The sequence below is a fragment of the Pseudomonas taeanensis MS-3 genome (assembly GCF_000498575.2).
Taxonomy (GTDB): domain Bacteria; phylum Pseudomonadota; class Gammaproteobacteria; order Pseudomonadales; family Pseudomonadaceae; genus Aquipseudomonas; species Aquipseudomonas taeanensis.
The window spans coordinates 1351430-1370856 of sequence record NZ_AWSQ01000001.1; the positions used below are offsets into that span (position 1 = coordinate 1351430).

The 19427-nt window shown below is 61.8% G+C and carries 17 protein-coding genes; 11 read left to right on the forward strand and 6 right to left on the reverse strand.

What is annotated here, in order from left to right; all coding sequences use genetic code 11:
- Nucleotides 1–110 precede the first annotated feature (110 nt).
- The 7 genes from rnr (at nt 111) to dnaB (ending at nt 7293) form a co-directional block, all read left to right on the forward strand.
- Entirely contained in the window at nt 111–2681 is a 2571-nt protein-coding gene (gene rnr, locus TMS3_RS05835; protein ID WP_025164320.1) for a ribonuclease R, read from the forward strand.
- On the forward strand, nt 2678–3430 hold the full coding sequence (rlmB, locus tag TMS3_RS05840) for a 23S rRNA (guanosine(2251)-2'-O)-methyltransferase RlmB (RefSeq protein WP_025164321.1): 753 nt from the start codon (nt 2678–2680) through the stop codon (nt 3428–3430). Before rnr ends, rlmB begins: the two co-directional genes overlap by 4 nt.
- A 271-nt stretch (nt 3431–3701) precedes the next feature.
- Nucleotides 3702–4127, forward strand: coding sequence for a 30S ribosomal protein S6 (gene rpsF / locus TMS3_RS05845; protein WP_025164322.1), 426 nt, complete (start codon nt 3702–3704; stop codon nt 4125–4127).
- A gap of 28 nt (nt 4128–4155) precedes the next feature.
- A complete protein-coding gene (gene rpsR / locus TMS3_RS05850; protein WP_025164323.1) occupies nt 4156–4386 on the forward strand; it encodes a 30S ribosomal protein S18 in 231 nt (76 codons plus the stop codon).
- A gap of 36 nt (nt 4387–4422) precedes the next feature.
- A complete protein-coding gene (locus TMS3_RS05855; RefSeq protein WP_025164324.1) occupies nt 4423–5316 on the forward strand; it encodes a YybS family protein in 894 nt (297 codons plus the stop codon).
- Between the two features lie 21 nt (nt 5317–5337).
- Entirely contained in the window at nt 5338–5784 is a 447-nt protein-coding gene (gene rplI, locus TMS3_RS05860) for a 50S ribosomal protein L9 (RefSeq protein WP_025164325.1), read from the forward strand.
- A 114-nt stretch (nt 5785–5898) separates the two neighbouring features.
- Nucleotides 5899–7293, forward strand: a complete 1395-nt coding sequence (gene dnaB / locus TMS3_RS05865; protein WP_025164326.1) for a replicative DNA helicase — start codon at nt 5899–5901, stop codon at nt 7291–7293.
- A gap of 39 nt (nt 7294–7332) precedes the next feature.
- Here dnaB and TMS3_RS05870 read toward each other — a convergent pair whose 3' ends face one another.
- Nucleotides 7333–8034 (reverse strand): helix-turn-helix transcriptional regulator, encoded by a 702-nt coding sequence (locus TMS3_RS05870; RefSeq protein WP_025164327.1) that lies wholly within the window; start codon nt 8032–8034, stop codon nt 7333–7335.
- 58 nt (nt 8035–8092) lie between these two features.
- On the reverse strand, nt 8093–8458 hold the full coding sequence (locus tag TMS3_RS05875) for a VOC family protein (RefSeq protein WP_025164328.1): 366 nt from the start codon (nt 8456–8458) through the stop codon (nt 8093–8095).
- 284 nt (nt 8459–8742) lie between these two features.
- Between TMS3_RS05875 and alr the strand changes: the two genes are divergently transcribed.
- On the forward strand, nt 8743–9822 hold the full coding sequence (gene alr / locus TMS3_RS05880; RefSeq protein WP_025164329.1) for an alanine racemase: 1080 nt from the start codon (nt 8743–8745) through the stop codon (nt 9820–9822).
- 17 nt (nt 9823–9839) lie between these two features.
- Here the strand turns inward: alr and TMS3_RS05885 are convergent, their stop codons facing one another.
- Nucleotides 9840–11747 (reverse strand): diguanylate cyclase, encoded by a 1908-nt coding sequence (locus TMS3_RS05885; RefSeq protein WP_025164330.1) that lies wholly within the window; start codon nt 11745–11747, stop codon nt 9840–9842.
- A gap of 204 nt (nt 11748–11951) precedes the next feature.
- On the opposite strand from TMS3_RS05885, the gene TMS3_RS05890 reads away from it, so the two are divergent.
- A complete protein-coding gene (locus TMS3_RS05890; RefSeq protein WP_025164331.1) occupies nt 11952–14261 on the forward strand; it encodes a YgiQ family radical SAM protein in 2310 nt (769 codons plus the stop codon).
- A gap of 110 nt (nt 14262–14371) precedes the next feature.
- On the opposite strand, the gene TMS3_RS05895 is transcribed toward TMS3_RS05890, so the two are convergent.
- The 3 genes from TMS3_RS05895 to TMS3_RS05905 all read right to left on the reverse strand — a co-directional run bounded on the left by TMS3_RS05895 (nt 14372) and on the right by TMS3_RS05905 (nt 17105).
- Complete coding sequence (locus TMS3_RS05895; RefSeq protein ID WP_025164332.1) at nt 14372–15637, reverse strand: Hsp70 family protein; 1266 nt, start codon at nt 15635–15637, stop codon at nt 14372–14374.
- Between the two features lie 241 nt (nt 15638–15878).
- The gene (locus TMS3_RS05900) at nt 15879–16316 is read right to left on the reverse strand and encodes a YqaA family protein (protein ID WP_029866143.1); all 438 of its coding nucleotides are present in this window, start codon (nt 16314–16316) and stop codon (nt 15879–15881) included.
- Nucleotides 16317–16388: 72 nt separating this feature from the next.
- On the reverse strand, nt 16389–17105 hold the full coding sequence (locus tag TMS3_RS05905) for a VC0807 family protein (RefSeq protein ID WP_029866144.1): 717 nt from the start codon (nt 17103–17105) through the stop codon (nt 16389–16391).
- 252 nt (nt 17106–17357) lie between these two features.
- On the opposite strand from TMS3_RS05905, the gene TMS3_RS05910 reads away from it, so the two are divergent.
- Nucleotides 17358–18305 (forward strand): substrate-binding domain-containing protein, encoded by a 948-nt coding sequence (locus tag TMS3_RS05910; protein ID WP_025164333.1) that lies wholly within the window; start codon nt 17358–17360, stop codon nt 18303–18305.
- 202 nt (nt 18306–18507) lie between these two features.
- The gene (locus TMS3_RS05915) at nt 18508–19371 is read left to right on the forward strand and encodes an isocitrate lyase/PEP mutase family protein (RefSeq protein ID WP_025164334.1); all 864 of its coding nucleotides are present in this window, start codon (nt 18508–18510) and stop codon (nt 19369–19371) included.
- Nucleotides 19372–19427 lie beyond the last annotated feature (56 nt).

Below are 19427 nucleotides of genomic sequence, written 5' to 3' on the forward strand. Positions count from 1 at the left end.
CTGGGGTTAAAAAATTTTATTCCGTGTGTCGGGCTGACCCAAGCAGTGGTTTCGCGCTTCAATAGGCATATGGAAAACCGACTTTATATAGAAAAGGTGAACTCTCTCTAATGGCCGATTGGCAATCCCTCGATCCCGAGGCCGCTCGTGAAGCGGAAAAATATGAAAACCCCATTCCGAGTCGCGAGCTGATTCTGCAGCACCTCGCCGAGCGTGGCTCCGCTGCAAATCGCGAGCAGCTGGTCGAAGAGCTCGGCTTGGTCAGCGACGAGCAGGTCGAGGCCTTGCGCCGCCGCTTGCGGGCTATGGAGCGTGACGGTCAGCTGATTTATACCCGGCGCGGCACTTATGCCCCGGTGGACAAGCTCGATCTGATCCTTGGGCGCGTCAGCGGCCATCGCGATGGTTTCGGTTTCCTGATTCCCGACGATGGCAGTGATGACCTGTTCCTCAGCCCGGCGCAGATGCGTCTGGTGTTCGATGGCGATCGGGCTTTGGCGCGCGTTTCTGGTCTCGATCGACGTGGCCGTCGTGAGGGGGCGATTGTCGAAGTGATCTCTCGTGGCCATGAAAGTATCGTGGGTCGTTACTACGAAGAGAGCGGTATCGGCTTCGTGGTTGCCGACAACCCGAAGATTCAGCAGGAAGTTCTGGTAACGCCTGGGCGCAATAACGGGGCTAAGCAAGGGCAGTTCGTCGAGGTAAAAATTACCCACTGGCCGACTCCGCGATTCCAACCACAGGGCGATGTGCTCGAGGTGGTCGGCAACTACATGGCGCCGGGCATGGAGATCGATGTGGCGCTGCGCAGCTATGATCTGCCGCATGTGTGGCCCGACGCGGTGGTCAAGGAGGCCCACAAGCTCAAGCCGGAAGTCGAGGAGAAGGACAAGGAGAAACGCGTCGACTTGCGTCATCTGCCTTTCGTGACCATCGACGGCGAAGATGCCCGCGACTTCGACGATGCGGTTTATTGCGAGAAGAGTGGCGGTAGCTGGCGCCTGTTTTCGGGTGGCTGGAAACTCTACGTGGCCATCGCCGATGTATCGCATTACGTGAAAATTGGTTCGGCCCTGGACGACGAGGCGCAGGTGCGTGGTAACTCGGTGTATTTCCCCGAGCGGGTCATTCCGATGTTGCCGGAGGAGTTGTCCAACGGCTTGTGCTCGCTCAATCCGCAGGTGGATAGGCTGGCCATGGTCTGCGAGATGACCATCTCGAAGACCGGCAAGATGACCGATTACCAGTTCTATGAGGCGGTAATCCATTCCCATGCACGGCTGACCTACAACAAGGTCAGTGCCATGCTCGAGCAGCCGAAGAGCAGTGAGGGCAAGGCGTTGCGCGGCGAGTACAGCGAGGTGTTGCCGCACCTCAAACAGCTCTATTCGCTGTATCAGGTGCTGCTGTCTGCGCGGCATGAGCGCGGCGCCATCGATTTCGAGACCCAGGAAACGCGGATCATCTTCGGTGCCGATCGCAAGATCGCCGAGATCCGACCCACTCAGCGCAACGATGCACACAAGTTGATCGAGGAGTGCATGTTGGCTGCCAACGTGGCCACCGCGGCATTCATGCAGAAACATGAGATCCCGGCGCTGTACCGCGTGCATGACGGCCCGCCGCCCGAGCGTCTGGAGAAGCTCAAGGCGTTTCTCGCGGAGCTGGGCTTGTCGCTGCACCGCGGTAAAGCCAAAGACGGCCCGTCGCCCAAGGATTATCAGGCCCTGCTGGAAACTATTCGCGAGCGCCCGGATTATCACCTGATTCAGACGGTGATGCTGCGCTCGCTCAGTCAGGCGGTGTATAGCGCCGACAACCAAGGTCACTTCGGTCTGAACTACGAAGCCTATGCCCACTTCACCTCGCCGATTCGGCGCTACCCTGACTTGCTGATCCATCGGGCGATTCGCAGCGTGATCCGCTCCAAGCGCGACACACCGCATGTGCAGCGGGCTGGTGCCGCGAGCATGCCGAAGGCACGCATTTATCCTTACGATGAGCCGGCGCTGGAGCAGCTCGGTGAGCAGTGTTCGATGTCCGAGCGGCGCGCCGATGAGGCGACTCGCGACGTGGTGAACTGGCTGAAGTGCGAGTTCATGAAGGACCGTGTCGGTGAAACCTTCCCGGGCGTGATCACCGCCGTTACCGGTTTTGGTCTCTTCGTCGAGCTGAAGGATATTTACGTCGAAGGTTTGGTGCACGTCACTGCGCTACCGGGCGATTACTACCACTTCGACCCTGTACATCACCGCCTCGCAGGCGAGCGCAGCGGTCGCAATTTCCGACTGGGCGACAGTGTCGAAGTGAAGGTCATGCGCGTCGATCTGGATGAGCGCAAGATCGACTTCGAAATGGCCCAGAGCGTGATCGACGCGCCGGTCGGCCGCAAAGGTCGCGGTGCCGAGCCAGCGGCTCCGTCTGGTCGTGCGCGGGCAGGCAAGGCCACTGCGGCAAAGGGCGACCCGCACTACGGTAATGCCGATGTGAGGAAGAGTCGCGAGGTCAAGCAGGCGCTACTCGCCGAGTCCAAGGGCAAGGGGCGTGGCGGCAAGGGCGAGGCGGCTAAGCCAGCGAGTAAAGATGGCAAGCCGAGCAAGCACCGCAAGGGGCCGGCCAAGGCCGGTGCAGCCTCTACAGGCAGCACGGGTGGTCCACGCAAGCGTAAGGCGAAATCATGAGTCAGTTGGAAAAGATCTATGGCCTGCATGCTGTAGAAGCGCTGTTGCGTCACCACCCGAAGCGGGTCAAGCAGGTGTGGTTGGCCGAGGGGCGTAATGACCCCCGGGTGCAGACCTTGGTCGAGTTGGCATCCCAGGCGCGGGTGTCGGTCGGTCAGTGTGAGCGTCGTGAAATGGACGTGTGGGTCGAGGGGGTGCACCAGGGCGTGGTGGCTGATGTCACGCCGAGCCAGGTGTGGGGCGAGGCGATGCTCGAAGAGCTGCTCGATCGTGCCGAAGGAGTGCCGCTGCTATTGGTGTTGGATGGCGTGACCGACCCGCACAATCTCGGCGCCTGTTTGCGTACCGCTGATGCCGCTGGGGCTCTGGCGGTGATCGTGCCGAAAGACAAGTCCGCCACGCTCAACGCTACCGTGCGCAAGGTCGCCTGTGGGGCCGCCGAAGTCATACCGCTGGTGGCGGTGACCAACCTGGCGCGCAGTCTGGAAAAACTCCAGCAGCGTGGTCTGTGGGTGGTCGGCACGGCAGGTGAGGCTGAGCAGGAGCTGTATCAGCAGGACCTGACCGGACCGACAGTGCTGATCATGGGCGCCGAAGGCAAGGGCATGCGCCGACTGACGCGCGAGCACTGCGACTACCTGGTCAAACTGCCAATGGCCGGCAGTGTTAGCAGCCTCAATGTCTCGGTGGCCACTGGGGTCTGTCTGTTCGAGGCTTTGCGTCAGCGCCAGGGTAAAGTGCGCGCCTGATCCGCGCGGCCCCTGCTCAGGGGCGCGACAAGTTGGCAAGACTCGGCGGGGCTACCTGCCGAGTCTCGCGATCTGCAAGCTGGCCCCGTATTTGGCCGGTTGTTCAAATAATCACCAGTTCGCCTTGCGTAGGCTAGGGTGCTTCTCTAGAATGGCGCCCCTTGTCGCGACGGCAGGTGCTCTTGTGCCCTCCGTCTGGCAAGACACACAGTGTCATTCACTCCTTGTCTGACCACAGCAAGTGGCAGGCTACAACCCGTAAGGAGCATTTATGCGTCATTACGAAATCATCTTTCTGGTTCACCCGGACCAGAGCGAGCAAGTCGGCGGCATGGTTGAGCGTTACACCAAGCTGATCGAAGAAGACGGCGGCAAAATCCACCGTCTGGAAGATTGGGGCCGTCGTCAGCTGGCTTACGCCATCAACAACGTCCACAAGGCCCACTACGTGATGCTCAACGTAGAGTGCACCGGCAAAGCCCTGGCTGAGCTGGAAGACAACTTCCGTTACAACGATGCGGTGATCCGTAATCTGGTCATCCGTCGCGACGAAGCCGTTATCGAGCAGTCTGAAATGCTCAAGGCTGAGGAAAATCGTAGCGAGCGCCGCGAGCGTCGTGACCGTCCTGAGCACACTGATTCCGCCGATGGCGATAGCAGTGATAACAGCGACGCCAGCGATAACGCTGACGAGTAATCCACGGACCTATTGAGGAGCCACTCTCATGGCACGTTTTTTCCGTCGTCGTAAGTTCTGCCGTTTCACCGCTGAAAACGTGAAGGAGATCGATTACAAAGATCTCAACACCTTGAAAGCTTATGTATCTGAAACCGGCAAGATCGTTCCTAGCCGTATCACCGGTACCAAGGCTCGTTATCAGCGTCAGCTGGCTACCGCTATCAAGCGCGCCCGCTTCCTGGCCCTGCTGCCCTACACCGACAGCCACGGCCACTGAGACCGGATGCTCGACAAGTAGTAAGGGATAAATCGCATGCGCGCCTTAGCTGAATTCATTATGCGCGGCCGTATGCAGGCCACTCTTGTGGTGGTCGTTTCTGCGGCATTGCCGCTGTTGTTCTGGTTAAGTGCCGCCGCCGGAAGCTTAGTGCTCCTGCGGCGTGGTTTGAGTGATGCCCTGGGCATCCTCGTTTGGGCCCTGCTGCCGGCTATTGGCTGGTGGTATTTCGGTGAGCCGCGCACCCTGTTGGTGTTGCTCGGTGCGCTGGGGCTGGCGTTGTTGTTGCGCGCCAGCCAGTCCTGGAATCGCGTGCTGCTGTGCAGCGTGGCCTTGGGTCTGGTGTATGGGGTGGTTTTGGGTGCGGTGTTCCGCGAACCCATCGCGGCAATGGCAGGTGAGCTGCAAAAGCTCCTGCCGCAAATGCTCGATGGGGTTCACCAGCAGATGTCGGTGAACGAGCGAGTGCGCCTGGATAGCCTGATTGCACCGGTGCTGACCGGTTTGATAGCGGCATTGTTGCAGATAGTCAGCCTGCTCAGCCTGATGTTGGGGCGTTATTGGCAGGCGCTGTTGTATAACCCCGGTGGTTTCGGGCGCGAGTTTCGCGCGTTGAGGCTACCGCCGGCACCGGCGATGTTGCTGCTGGTTGGCATGCTGATCGGTCCCAATCTGGGGCCTGAGCTGGCCATGTTGACTCCGCTGTGCAGTGTGCCGCTGGTGTTCGCTGGCATCGCCCTGTTGCACGGGCTGGTGGCACAAAAGCGACTGGCCAAGTTCTGGTTGGTTGGGTTGTACATCACGCTGCTGCTGTTTATGCAGCTGACGTATCCGTTACTGGTGGTTTTGGCCATTGTCGACAGCCTGTTTGATTTTCGTGGTCGCTTCGAGCGCAAGCATGGCTCTGGCCCCGCGAACGGTGAAGGTTAAAAGTTAAGAGGTTATTACCAAATGGAACTGATCCTGCTGGAAAAAATCGCCAATCTGGGCAACCTGGGCGACAAAGTGAACGTTAAGGCTGGTTACGGCCGTAACTTCCTGCTGCCGAAAGGCAAAGCCACCGCTGCTACCGCTGCGAACGTTGCTGCGTTCGAAACGCGTCGCGCCGAGCTGGAGAAATTGGCTGCCGAGAAGAAAGCATCTGCTGAAACTCGCGCTGCTCAATTGGCAGAGCTGGAAGTGACCATCACCGCAACCGCTGGTGACGAAGGCAAGCTGTTCGGCTCTATCGGTACTCACGACATCGCTGACGCCCTGACCGCCTCCGGCGTGGAAGTGGCCAAAGCTGAAGTGCGTCTGCCGAACGGTACCATCCGTCAGGTTGGCGAGTACGACGTAGCGGTGCACCTGCACTCCGACGTTGAAGCGACCGTACGGGTCGTTGTGGTAGCTGCCTAAGTAGCCGCCAAACGGGCTTGCGCTTAGGTGCAAGCCCGCTAACATCGGGCACGACATTGCGTAAGCGATGCCGTGCCCTTTGTTTTTCAACTCCAGAATTTTCTCCAGAGCCTTATGAACGACATCAGCATTCCCGAGCAATATGACCTGGAAACCTCAGCCCTGAAGGTGCCGCCGCACTCGATAGAGGCCGAGCAGGCCGTGCTCGGTGGCCTGATGTTGGACAACAATGCCTGGGAGCGTGTGCTCGATCAGGTTTCCGATGGCGATTTCTATCGGCATGATCATCGCCTGGTGTTTCGCGCCATCTACAAACTGGCCGAGCGCAACCAGCCGTTCGACGTGGTGACCCTGTCCGAGCAGCTGGACAAGGAAGGCCAGTTGTCCCAGGTCGGCGGTTTGGCCTACCTTGGCGAACTGGCCAAGAACACCCCGTCGGTCGCCAACATCAAGGCCTATGCGCAGATCATTCGCGAGCGCGCCACCCTGCGCCAGTTGATCGGCATCAGCAGTGAAATCGCCGACAGTGCCTATGCGCCGCAAGGGCGAACCGGTGAAGAGATCCTCGACGAGGCTGAGCGGCTGATCTTCCAGATTGCCGAGGCGCGGCCGAAGACCGGCGGTCCGGTGGGTATCAACGATATCCTGGTCAAGGCCATCGACCGCATCGACACCCTGTTCAACTCGGGGGATGCGATTACCGGTCTGTCCACCGGCTTCACCGATCTGGACGCGCAGACCAGCGGCCTGCAGCCGGCAGACCTGGTGATCGTCGCCGGTCGTCCTTCCATGGGTAAGACCACCTTCGCCATGAATCTGGTGGAAAACGCCGTGCTGCGCAGCGACAAGGCGGTAGTGGTGTACTCGCTGGAGATGCCGGCGGACTCCATCGTGATGCGGATGCTCGCCTCGCTGGGGCGGATCGATCAGACCAAGGTGCGTGCCGGCCGTCTGGACGACGATGATTGGCCGCGGCTGACCTCTGCGGTCAATCTGCTCAACGACCGTAAGCTGTTCATCGACGATACCGCAGGCATCTCGCCGTCGGAGATGCGTGCGCGCACCCGGCGTCTGGCTCGTGAGCACGGTGAGATCGCCATGATCATGGTCGACTACCTGCAGTTGATGCAGATTCCCGGTTCCAGCAGCGAAAGCCGAGTCAACGAAATCTCGGAGATTTCCCGCTCGCTGAAAGCCCTGGCCAAGGAGTTCAACTGCCCGGTGATCGCCCTGTCGCAGCTCAACCGCTCCCTGGAGCAACGTCCCAACAAGCGTCCGATCAACTCTGACTTGCGTGAGTCGGGGGCCATCGAGCAGGACGCCGACATCATCATGTTCGTTTACCGGGACGAGGTGTATCACCCGGAAACCGAACTCAAGGGTGTCGCCGAAATCATCATCGGCAAGCAGCGTAATGGCCCTATCGGCACCTCGCGGCTAGCCTTTCTCGGCAAGTACTCGCGCTTCGAGAACCTGGCGCCGGGTAGTTATCAGTTCGACGACGAGTAAGCGCTTGGCGGCGGTGCCCGCCTGGGTGGATTGAGGGGCTCAGGACTTGTAGGTCGGGGTCAGCTGATCGGCGCAGACATGGCGTGCGAGATAGTCCTCCAGGCGTTGGCCGGCTACGGTTTCGAAGGTCTCGCCGCTGTCGTCCAGGGTCTGCACCCGGTCGACGCGGAAGTTGCGAAAGTCATCGCGCAATTCGCACCAGCCGCACAAGGTCCAGACCTGCCCCCAGAAAAAAAGACCCAAGGGGCGGATGTGGCGCTGGCTGCTCTCGCCGTTTTCGTCGCGGTAGCTGATCAGCAGCTTATGCCGCTGCCGGATGGCCTGGCGCAGCTCGCCGAGCCAGTGCACGGGCAGCGGGCGGGTCTCCGGGGCGAGCATCTGGTTGCGGTTGAGTTCATCGCGCAGGGCTTGCGGCAAGACTCCGTGGATCTTGGCCAGCGCCGACTCGGCGGCCCGCTGCAACTGCGGGTCGGCCCAGGCCTTGACCATGCGCGCGCCGATCAGCAGGGCTTCGATCTCCTCGCGTTCGAACATTAGCGGCGGCAGGTCCATGGGCTGGCGCAGTACATAGCCGACGCCGGCCTCGCCCTCCAGCGGTACGCCGGAGAGCGAGAGGTCCTGGATGTCGCGGTAGATGGTGCGCACCGACACCTGTAGGCGTTCGGCCAGCCATTGGGCAGTGGTCAGGCGGCGACTACGCAGGAACTGCACGATCTGGAACAGCCGGTCAGCGCGTCTCATGCTCCCTCTTGGCGGTCTCGGTGGTCGGGCGAGCAATGGCACGCCCGGGGTGGCAGATTCAGGACATGCTGTGCAGGCCCACCTCATTGCCTTCGCTGTCTTTTATCACAGCGATGAAGCCGTGTGGGGCGATGGACATCTTGCCCTGGATGATGACGCCTCCTGCCGCCGGAACCCGGTTCACCACGGCATCCAATTGCCCTTCGACATTAAGGTAGACCCGGGTGCCGCCGATGCCGCTCTGTTGCTCGGCAGAATCGCTCAGGCAACCGCCGACTCCGCTTTCCGGGGCATGGGGAAACAGCGCCACGCGCCCGCCCATGCTCTCCATCACCTCCAGCGGCCGCGCCAGAGTCTGCTCATAAAAACGACGGGCGCGCTCGAAGTCGCCGACGAACAGTTCAAACCAGTTGATCGCATTCATTTTCTCTCTCCTTGACGATGGGTTTTGGCAGCAGACACCGGCAGCAGTTGGCGGCGCGTTTCAGTCTGCTGAGGCCACTCTAAGGCAGGGCTGCTGACAGCTTACTGTCAGTAGTCTGCAGCGCCTGTCGGCGGCGATGGGGTAGGTCGGCGCCAGGCGTCGCGGCATGAGTCGCGCCCGTGCCCGCGGCGCTGGCTCGGCGCTGTGGCGACCGAATGCCTGGCGTTTGCAGCCTGAGGGGCGAGGTTTAAGATGGTCGCCCCTCCAGCATACGAGCCCGAGCCATGCGCCCGCTTGTCGCCAGCATCGACCTGTCCGCCATCCGCCATAACTACGCCGTCGCCAAACGCTGCGCGCCCGGTCGCCAGGCCTTTGCCGTGGTCAAGGCGAATGCCTACGGGCATGGTGCTCGTGAGGTGGTGGCGGCGCTGCACGATGAGGTCGACGGTTTTGCCGTGGCCAGTCTGGAGGAGGCTGCCGAGGTGCGCGCGTTGCACGGCGAGGCGCGGATTCTATTGCTCGAAGGCTGTTTCGCTGCGCAGGAGTACCAGGTGGCCGCGCAGCTCGGCCTGGACGTGGTGCTGCACAATGCGCCGCAAGTGCAGCAGTTGTTGGTCGCACGCCTCGGGCGGCCCTTGAGCGTCTGGCTGAAACTGGACAGCGGAATGCATCGCCTGGGCTTCAGCGAGGCGGCTGTGCGTGAGTGGCATGGGCGTCTGCAGGGCGCGACGCAGGTTGCCGAGCTGAACCTGCTAAGCCATTTCGCTTGCGCCGACGAGCGCGGTCATCCACTCACCGAGCAGCAGGTAGAACGCTTTATCGGCCTGCTCGATCTGGATTTTGCCCAGCGCTCACTGGCCAATTCGGCGGCGATTCTGACTATCCCGGCGGCGCACATGGATTGGTTGCGCCCGGGCATCATGCTCTATGGGGCGAGCCCCTTCAGCGAGCTGAGTGCCGAAGTGCTCGGGCTCAGGTCGGTCATGAGCCTCACGGCGGAGCTGATCGCCATCCGCGAGATCAATGTTGGCGAGGCTGTGGGTTACGGCGCCAGTTGGGTTGCGGCGCGGCCATCGCGCATTGGCACGGTGAGCTGTGGCTATGCCGACGGTTACCCGCGTCATGCGCCAGTTGGGACGTTGATGTTGGTTAATGGTCAGCGTTTGCCATTGGTTGGGCGGGTGTCGATGGACATGCTGGCGGTGGACCTCACGGAGCAGCCCGGCGCTCAGGTGGGGGATGCGGTGCAATTATGGGGTGCGCAACTGCCGGTGGATGAGGTGGCGCGGGCCGCCGGTACCATCGGTTACGAATTGCTGAGCAAGGTGACCCAGCGCGTGCCGCGTCGCTATATCAACGGCTGATCTGTGGGGCAGTGGTCTCAGAGCCCACTGGTGACCTTGATCACGTCCAGGTGCAGGCGTGTGCTGCTGCTCAGTTCGCCATCCTCGCCGCAGACTGCCGCGCCTGAACGGCCGCGCGCCTTGACCTTGTACAGGGTTTCGTCGGCGGTCTTGTAAAGGTCGGTGAACTGCATGGCGTGCTGGGGGTAGAGTGCCACGCCGATGCTGATGGTCACGCTAAGCCGTTCGGCGCCATACATAACCGGTTGCGCCAGCTGGGCGAGCAGGCGTTCGGTAATTTCGCGGGCATGCGCCTCGGCATCGGTGCCGCTGATCAGTACGGCAAATTCGTCGCCCCCCAGGCGGGCCACGGTGTCGCCGCCCCGCACATGCTCGCGCAAACGCTCGGCGATCACTTGCAGCATCAGGTCGCCGGCGTCGTGGCCGTGCTTGTCATTGATCGGTTTGAAATGATCGAGGTCGATCAGCATCAGTGCCACGCTTTCGTGGTGGCGCGCGGCGTTGGCCAGCGCCGTTTCGGTGCGCTGGACCAGGTAGCGGCGGTTGGGCAGCTCGGTCAAGGGATCATGAAAGGCCGCGTATTCCAGCTCCTGTTCGCGTAGCGACAGTCGCGCATTGGCCGCCGCTAGTTCGGCGGTGCGTCGTGTCACCGCCTCCTGTAGCTCGTCACTGCTGGCCTGGATCTGAGTCAGGCGGGCGGTTTTTTCGCGGTCAGCCTGCCGCACGGCCGCGACTCTTTCCTGCCTGAGTATCTGAATGCGATAGGCCAGGGCGAAGGAGAACAGGATCGATTCTGCCGCCACCGCAAGGGGGAACACATAGGCGTTCCAGGTAGCGGGCTGCACCAGGCCGGTGGTGCGCATCAGTGCCAGACTGATACTGCCGAGGATCAAGCCGTAGCCGCTGAGGTACAAAAGGGCAGGAAAATAGCCCTGACGCCAGCGGGTCAGCGCCGAGCCCAGCGCCGCGGGGATGCTGGACAGCGAAAGCAGGGCGATGATCCAGGCAGCGAGGCTGCGCTGGCCGAAGGCCTCCAGGCTGATGGCGATGACGTAACAGATGCAGGCGAAGCTCAGTAGGTAATGAGCCCAGCGCACGTGCTGGCGAGTCTGCAGCAAGGTCTGGGTGAAGCGGCTGGCGCAGAGCCCCCAGACCGAGGGAAGGGTGATGCGGTCCAGCCAGAAGGGCACCGGTCCCTGCGGCCAAAGGTACTGGAAGCCATGACCGCTCATGCTGAGGATCATCAGCAGGGCGCCGGCGGTGGTCAGCACGTACCAGAAATAGGCGGAGTCGCGCAGGCTGAAGAAGATGAACAGGTTGTAGAGCAGGAGGGCGGCGATCATGCCGTAGACCACTCCCAGGCCAAGGTTTTCCTGGCTTGCCAGCTGGTTCAGATCATCCAGTTGCCAGGTCTTGAGTGGGAAGGAGTTGCCGGCCGGATCATAGCTGCGCAGGTAGATGGTCAGGGGTTCGCTGCCCAGCGTGGGTAGTTTGAACAGCATGCGCCTATAGGGATGATCGCGTCCCTGGGCAAAGCCGGTCCGCTCTCCAGACTGGCGTGCCTGCCAGCCGGCCTGGCCGTCCGCCAGGTACAGCTGCAAGTCGAGTGGCGTCACCGCGCCGACTTCCAGCCACCATTGTGCGGGGGCGTCGGGGGTGCGCTGCAGGCTGACTTTTATCCACCAAGGGTTGCGGCTCTGGCCGACAGTGGCGCGGCCGTTGGCCGGCTGGAAGCGGCGTTGCACTGCAGGGTCGGCCATGTCGGCGATGCTCAGCTGGCCGCCATCGTCCTCCAGTAACTCGATCTGCCCATTCAGGGACAGGCCACTGCTGCTGTGGGTTAGCGTAATGGGGGTGGCGCTGGCCAATTCGGCCGTGCCTGCCAGGCTCAGCAGTAAAATGATTGAGGCGACAAACCGCTGCACCGCACGTACTCCTTGTCCCTACTACCGCTCGGTCGATGCTGTTGTGGCTCGGAGTATAGCCATAGATGACCATGTTGATCACAATATGTGTGGGCGCGTGCACTGGCCGTTCGGCCCCGTAAAACCCAGCGGCATGGTCGGATTTGGTCAAATTTTGTGCTATATTCCGCCCCCGTTTAAACACTAGAAACCTCGGTCCTCGCCATGCAAGCAGCCAAGCCGTTATTCGACTATCCAAAATACTGGGCCGAGTGCTTCGGGCCGGCGCCTTTCCTGCCGATGAGCCGGGAAGAGATGGACCAGTTGGGCTGGGACAGCTGCGACATCATCATCGTCACCGGTGATGCCTACGTCGATCATCCGTCCTTCGGCATGGCCATTATCGGCCGCTTGCTGGAATCCCAGGGCTTTCGCGTAGGCATCATCGCCCAGCCGAACTGGCAGTCGAAAGACGACTTCATGAAGCTCGGCGAGCCGAACCTGTTCTTCGGCGTCGCGGCCGGCAACATGGACTCGATGATCAACCGCTATACGGCCGACAAGAAGATCCGTTCCGACGATGCCTACACCCCAGGTGGCCTGGCCGGCAGTCGTCCGGATCGCGCCAGCCTGGTCTACAGCCAGCGCTGCAAGGAAGCCTACAAGCATGTGCCGATTGTCCTCGGCGGCATCGAAGCCTCGCTGCGCCGTATCGCCCACTATGACTACTGGCAGGACCGGGTGCGCAACTCGATCCTGATCGACGCCTGCGCCGACATTCTGCTGTATGGCAACGCCGAACGGGCGATTGTCGAGGTCGCCCAGCGCTTGTCCTACGGCCACAAGATCGAAGACATCACCGACGTGCGCGGCACCGCTTTCATTCGCCGTGACACCCCGAAAGACTGGTACGAAGTCGACTCCACGCGGATCGACCGTCCAGGCAAGATCGACAAGATCATCAACCCCTACGTGAATACCCAGGACACCCAGGCCTGCGCCATCGAACAGGAAAAGGGTGTGGGTGCGGTCGAAGACCCGAACGAGGCCCAGGTCGTGCAGATTCTGGCCAGCCCGCGGATGACTCGCGACAAGACCGTGATTCGTCTGCCCTCGGTGGAGAAAGTCCGTGGTGACGCGGTGCTCTACGCTCACGCCAACCGCGTGCTGCACCTGGAAACCAACCCGGGCAACGCTCGTGCCCTGGTGCAGAAGCATGGTGAGGTGGACGTCTGGTTCAACCCGCCTCCCATTCCCATGACCACCGAAGAAATGGACTATGTGTTCGGCATGCCCTACGCGCGGGTGCCGCATCCGGCGTATGGCAAGGCGAAGATCCCAGCCTACGAGATGATTCGTTTCTCGGTGAACATCATGCGCGGCTGCTTCGGCGGCTGTACCTTCTGCTCGATCACCGAGCACGAAGGGCGGATCATTCAGAACCGCTCGGAAGAGTCGATCATTCGTGAGATCGAAGAGATCCGCGACAAGGTGCCGGGCTTTACCGGGGTGATTTCCGACCTGGGCGGGCCGACCGCGAACATGTACCGCATCGCCTGCAAGAGCCCGGAAATCGAATCCGCGTGCCGCAAGCCATCCTGCGTGTTCCCCGGCATTTGCCCGAACCTGAACACCGATCATTCCTCCTTGATCCAGCTGTATCGCAGCGCCCGCGCCTTGCCGGGAGTGAAGAAAATTCTGATCGCCTCCGGTCTGCGCTACGACCTCGCCGTCGAGTCCCCGGAGTACGTGAAAGAGCTGGTTACCCACCACGTCGGTGGTTACCTGAAGATCGCCCCGGAACACACCGAGGAAGGTCCGCTCAACCAGATGATGAAGCCGGGCATAGGCAGCTACGACAAGTTCAAGCGGATGTTCGAGAAGTACACCAAGGAAGCCGGCAAAGAGCAGTACCTGATTCCGTATTTCATCGCCGCGCACCCGGGTACCACCGACGAAGACATGATGAACCTGGCCCTGTGGCTCAAGGGCAACGGTTTCCGCGCCGACCAGGTGCAGGCGTTCTACCCCTCGCCGATGGCCACTGCCACCGCCATGTACCACTCGGGCAAGAACCCGCTGCGCAAGGTGACCTACAAGAGCGATGCCGTGCAGATCGTCAAGAGCGAGGCACAGCGGCGCCTGCACAAGGCTTTCCTGCGTTATCACGATCCGAAGGGCTGGCCGATGCTGCGTGAAGCGCTGGAGCGCATGGGCCGTGCCGACTTGATCGGTCCGGGCAAGAACCAGTTGATTCCGTTGCATCAACCGGCCACCGACAGCTACCAGAGTGCCCGGCGCAAGAACTCCACGCCGGCCGGCAGCCATAAAGTGGCCAAGGAAAAGACCACCAAGATCCTCACCCAGCACAGCGGTCTGCCGCCGCGTGGCAGCGATGGCGGCAATCCTTGGGACAAGCGCGAGGAAGCTAAGGCCGCGGCCTTTGCCAGGAACCAGCAAGCGGCGAAAGAACGCCACGATGCCAGCAAAGGTAAAGGCAAGAAACCGGCTAAGCGTCCGGCCGTGCCACGCTAACCGCAGGCTCCCTGTGAGCGGTCTTGGCCGCGAAAGCGCTCCCATGGTTGCGTAGCCCGGATGCAATCCGGGCCTTTCACCACTCCCGGATTGCATCCGGGCTAGGTGCTTCAGCCGTAGCGCTTCTGCGCTTCGATGGCCAGGCCGCTGCCGATGCTGCCGAAGTTGTTGCCTTCAACATGCCGGGCATTCGGCAGCATCGCCGCCACGCTCTGGCGCAACGCCGGAATGCTGCTGGAGCCGCCGGTGAAGAACACCGTATCGACCTGCTCGACAGTCACCCCGGCATTGCCCAGTAGCTGCCCGACGCTGGCGCGGATGCGCTGCAGCAACGGTTCGATGGCGTTCTCGAACAACTCGCGGGTCAGCTCGGCGACCAGGCCCGGCTCGATGCGCCGCAGCTCAATCGGTCGCATGCTGGTTTCGGTCAGGGCAATCTTGCTGTCTTCCACCTGCATCGCCAGCCAGTGTCCGGCGCGCTGCTCGATCAGCTTGAACAGGCGGTCGATGCCGGTCGGGTCGACGATGTCGTAACGCATGCTCTGCAGCGCCAGCTGCGACTTCTGTGCATACACTGCGTTGATGGTGTGCCAGGTGGCCAGGTTGAGGTGCGTGCTGGTCGGCATCGGCGCGTCGCTCTTCATCCGGCTGCCGTAGCCGAACAGCGGCATCACCCCCTGCAGGCTGAGTTGTTTGTCGAAGTCGGTGCCGCCGATATGCACACCGCCGGTGGCGAGGATGTCGTCCTGCCGCTCGGCCACTGCGCGGCGTTCGGGCGACAGGCGCACCAGGGAGAAGTCCGAGGTGCCGCCACCGATGTCGACGATCAACACCAGCTCTTCACGGTCGATGCCACTTTCATAATCGAAGGCGGCGGCAATCGGCTCGTACTGGAAGGACACGTCCTTGAAACCGAGTTTGTGCGCCACCGCGACCAGGGTGTTCTGGGCTTCCTGATCGGCGAGCGGATCGTCGTCGACGAAGAACACCGGACGGCCCAGCACCACTTCCTCGAACGGGCGCTCGGCAACGGCTTCGGCGCGTTGCTTGAGTTGACCGATAAACAGCCCGAGCAGGTCCTTGAACGGCATGGCGCTGCCCAGCACCGTGGTCTCGCTCTTCAGCAGTTTGGAGCCCAGCAGGCTTTTCAGCGAGCGCATCAGGCGGCCTTCGTAGCCTTCCAGATATTCGTGCAGGGCCAGGCGGCCATACACCGGGCGGCGCTCTTCGAAATTGAAGAACAGCACCGACGGCAGGGTGATCTTGCCGTCTTCCAGGGCGATCAGCGAGTCTACGCCCGGGCGTTGCCAGCCGACGGTGGAGTTGGAGGTGCCGAAGTCGATGCCGCAAGCGCGGGCGGGAGTGGAGAAAGGCATGCTGCGCACGGTTCCTGAAAAAATTACCGGGAGAAATTTTTGACGTCGCGTAGCGACGGCCCGGAGGCTGGCCGCCACGGGTGGAATGGCCACAAAAACGCCGGGAGCGTTTTTGCGCGCAAGCCCCGAAGGGGTGAAGCACATGGATGTGCTGAGCACAAAAAACGGCCGCGCATTCTATGCGAGCTGGCGGGGGAATGCTGCCTCGATTGCCTGTCGTCGCGACGGATGACCGCGTGGCTCAGTTAAGACTAAGGGTGATTGCGGCCAGCGCCACGTAACGTCCGGTCTTGGCCAGGCCGACGATCAGCAAAAAACGCCAGCAGGGTTCGCGCATAACGCCAGCCACCAGGGTCAGCGGATCGCCGACGATCGGCAGCCAGCTGAGCAGCAGCGACCAATGCCCGTAGCGGGCATACCAGCCCTGCGCCTGCTCCAGCTTGCGCGGGCTGACCGGGAACCAGCGCTTGTGGCGGAAGTGTTCGAGGGAGCGGCCGAGCAGCCAGTTGACCAGGGCGCCGAGCACATTGCCGGCGCTGGCCACGGTGAGCAACGCCCACAATGGGTAGCTGTCGCTCAATAGCAGTGCGACCAGCAGGGTCTCGGACTGCAAAGGCAGCAGGGTCGCAGCGCCGAATGCCGAGAGGAACAGGCCTAGGTAGGCGGAGAGCGTCAGCACGCAGGGAAAACCTAGAAAGGGCGAGGCACGCCGGTTGTCGCGACGCGCGGTCGGGGAGTGACGGGGCCGCCATTATTGCTCGGCGTTAGCCATGATCTCTTCCAGCTTGAGGCCGGTCAGGCCATGGATGGTGCGCCACAGGTAATAGAAGATCGCCATCAGCATCAGCATCGAGGGGATCGCGATCATCGGATAGCTGAGCAGGTTCATGCGGCCCAACTCGGCATTGAAGGCTTCGGTGCCGGCCGGGCTGGTGACGATCCACTTGGCCAGCACGTAGTTCATCACCGAGGAGAAGAAGAAGGTCCCGCTCAACCAGTAGGTGGCCGTCAGCAGGCGGGCCTCGAACAGTTCGGTATGGCCACCTTGTTCCAGACGCTGATGGATTTTGTCGACGTTGAGCACCGACTTGTTGAACAGCAGGGTGCGGATCAGCGGGTGGCGGGTGCGCGTCGACACCAGCACAGCGATACCGATCAGTCCGGGAATCGCCGCTTCCTTGATCGCCAGCCAGCGGGTGTCCAGGTGCAGCAGACCGATCCCGCCGGTGAGCAGTACGCTGATCAGGCCAAGCAGAGCAATGAAGTTGAATTTGCGGTACTTGATCAGCTCGAAGGCGCCCCAGCCGAGGGGGAAGGCCAGGGCCAGGAGCAAAGCACCGTCGGCACCGAGGTTCGCCTCGCCGCTGAGCTTCATCAGAATCAGTGACGGAATCAGGATGCTGATCAGTAAATCGACCATCGGGCGGGGCTTGTGCGTTGCCGGGGTGTTCTGGGTGGTCTCGGTCATGTCATTCATAGTGCAGAGGGGAACGTCGATGATCGCCTGCCTGGGCCTCGGCCGCCAGTCCAACTGTCGGCTGGACTGTGACAAAGTTGTACACCCCGACGATTAGCGGCCTTTAAACTTCGCGGATTGGCGCAATGGCTTGAGGGCTCGGCGGTTGCGGAGAGCATTCGAGTGCAGGTCCTGGCTCTAGCTTTATGATGTTAAAGTGCTACTGCGCGGTGTGGCGATCGTCTGATCGCAGGAGAGCTATCTATGCAATTTCTCAAGGCTGTTAGATGGTTCGGGCCGGTGCTTGCGCTGTGCAGCCTGCTGGCTGGCCAGGCTTGGGCGAAGGAGTGCATCGGTGTGGTGCCGGCCAGTGCTCAGCTGTTCTGGTCGCAGGTAAAGACCGGCGCCCTGCAGGCGGGCCTGGATGCGGACATAGAGATCTATTTTCGTGGGCCGATCCGCGAGGGCAGTGTCGAGGTGCAGGTGCAACTGATCGACAAGATTGTCGCGCGCGGTTGCAAGGCGCTGGTCGTTGCGCCGAGTGGCACTGAAATCATCGCCAAAGTACAGGCGCTCAAGGCCCGTGGTATTCCGACCATCTACATCGATCGGGATGTCGGCGGTGCCGAGGTGCAGGCGGTGATCGCCACCAATAACTATCGGGCGGGCCAGCTGGCCGGGCAGCATCTCGGGCAGGCGCTGCGTGGCAAGGGGCGGGTCGGCGTGATTCAGATGAGCCCTGCGGTTACCTCGACCAGCGAGCGGCGGCGAGGTTTTATTCAGGCCGTGAGGGAGGCGGGACTGACTATTGTGTTCGATCAGCCCCTGGGCAGTAACCCCGAAACGACTTTCAAGGTGCTGCGCGATCAGTTGCCGAATCTCGATGCGCTGTTTACCCCCAATGGCCCTACCACCCGCGAAACCCATGCCGCGCTGCTACGCCTGCAGGCGACCGATCAGCTGTTGCATGTGGGTTTCGATACCGGCCGGGTACTGCTGGATGCGCTCCGCGCCGGGCAAATAGACGCACTGGTGGTGCAGCAGCCCTACGCCATGGGTTACCAGGGGGTGCGGATGGCCGAGCGCGCGATGCGCGAGCAACAGATGACGACACCTCGGCGGCAGATCGAGTTGGATGCCGTGCTGGTGACTCGAGAGCGCCTCGATAGCCCAGAGGTCCAGGCGTTATTGTCGATGCCGGAAAAGCACTAAAGCGCAGAACGCTTGGGGACGATTTGCGCGGAGTCACAGGGAGTCCTTGGCGTCGGTTGCAAGAACTGCGGCGTTAAGTGGCGGGGTCGGCGGAGTCTGCGCTTGTGGGCCTGACTGGTTCAGTGCGGCTGGGGAATTTGCTAAGCTAGCTAACTACTCGATCAGCCCTATTCGGCTTGCGCCGCAAGCCTTGGAACCCCCCATGCAAAGAACCTCCCATCACGACCTGCGTCGTGCTTTTCGTGCCCTGTTGGCGTCCGACGCCTGTTATCACACCGCTTCGGTGTTCGACCCCATGTCCGCGCGGATTGCCGGCGATCTGGGTTTCGAGGTGGGGATCCTTGGCGGTTCGGTGGCTTCCTTGCAGGTGTTGGCCGCCCCGGATTTCGCTCTGATCAGCCTCAGCGAATTCGTCGAGCAGGCCACCCGCATCGGTCGGGTCAGCCGCTTGCCAGTCATCGCCGACGCCGATCACGGCTACGGCAATGCGCTCAACGTGATGCGTACTGTGGTCGAGCTTGAGCGTGCCGGTATTTCTGCACTGACCCTCGAAGACACCCTGCTGCCAGCCCAGTTCGGGCGCAAATCCACCGATCTGATTTCCGTGGAAGAGGGCGTTGGCAAGATTCGTGCGGCGCTGGAAGCCCGTGTCGATGCGGCGCTGGCGATCATCGCCCGCACCCATGCCGGCGTGCTGCCGGTGGATGAAGTGATCCGCCGCACCCAGGCCTATCAGGCGGCCGGCGCCGATGGTATCTGCATCGTCGGTGTCGAAGATTTCGAGCATCTGCAGCAGATCGCAGAGGGCCTGAGCATCCCGCTGATGCTGGTCACCTATGGCAACCCCAAGCTGCGCGACAACGCCCGCCTGGCCAGCCTCGGCGTGCGTATTGTGGTCAACGGGCATGCCGCCTACTTCGCCGCGATCAAGGCCACTTACGACTGCCTGCGCGAACAGCGCCAGGCCGTGGCCAACGAACTCAGCGCGTCCGAGTTGGCGCACAAATACACTCAGCCCGAGGACTATCTGATCTGGGCCGAGGAGTTCATGAACGTGAAGGAATAAACGTCTAGAACACGGTGCGACCCGCGGGCAGCGTCGAGCAGTTCGTCGCGACCAGC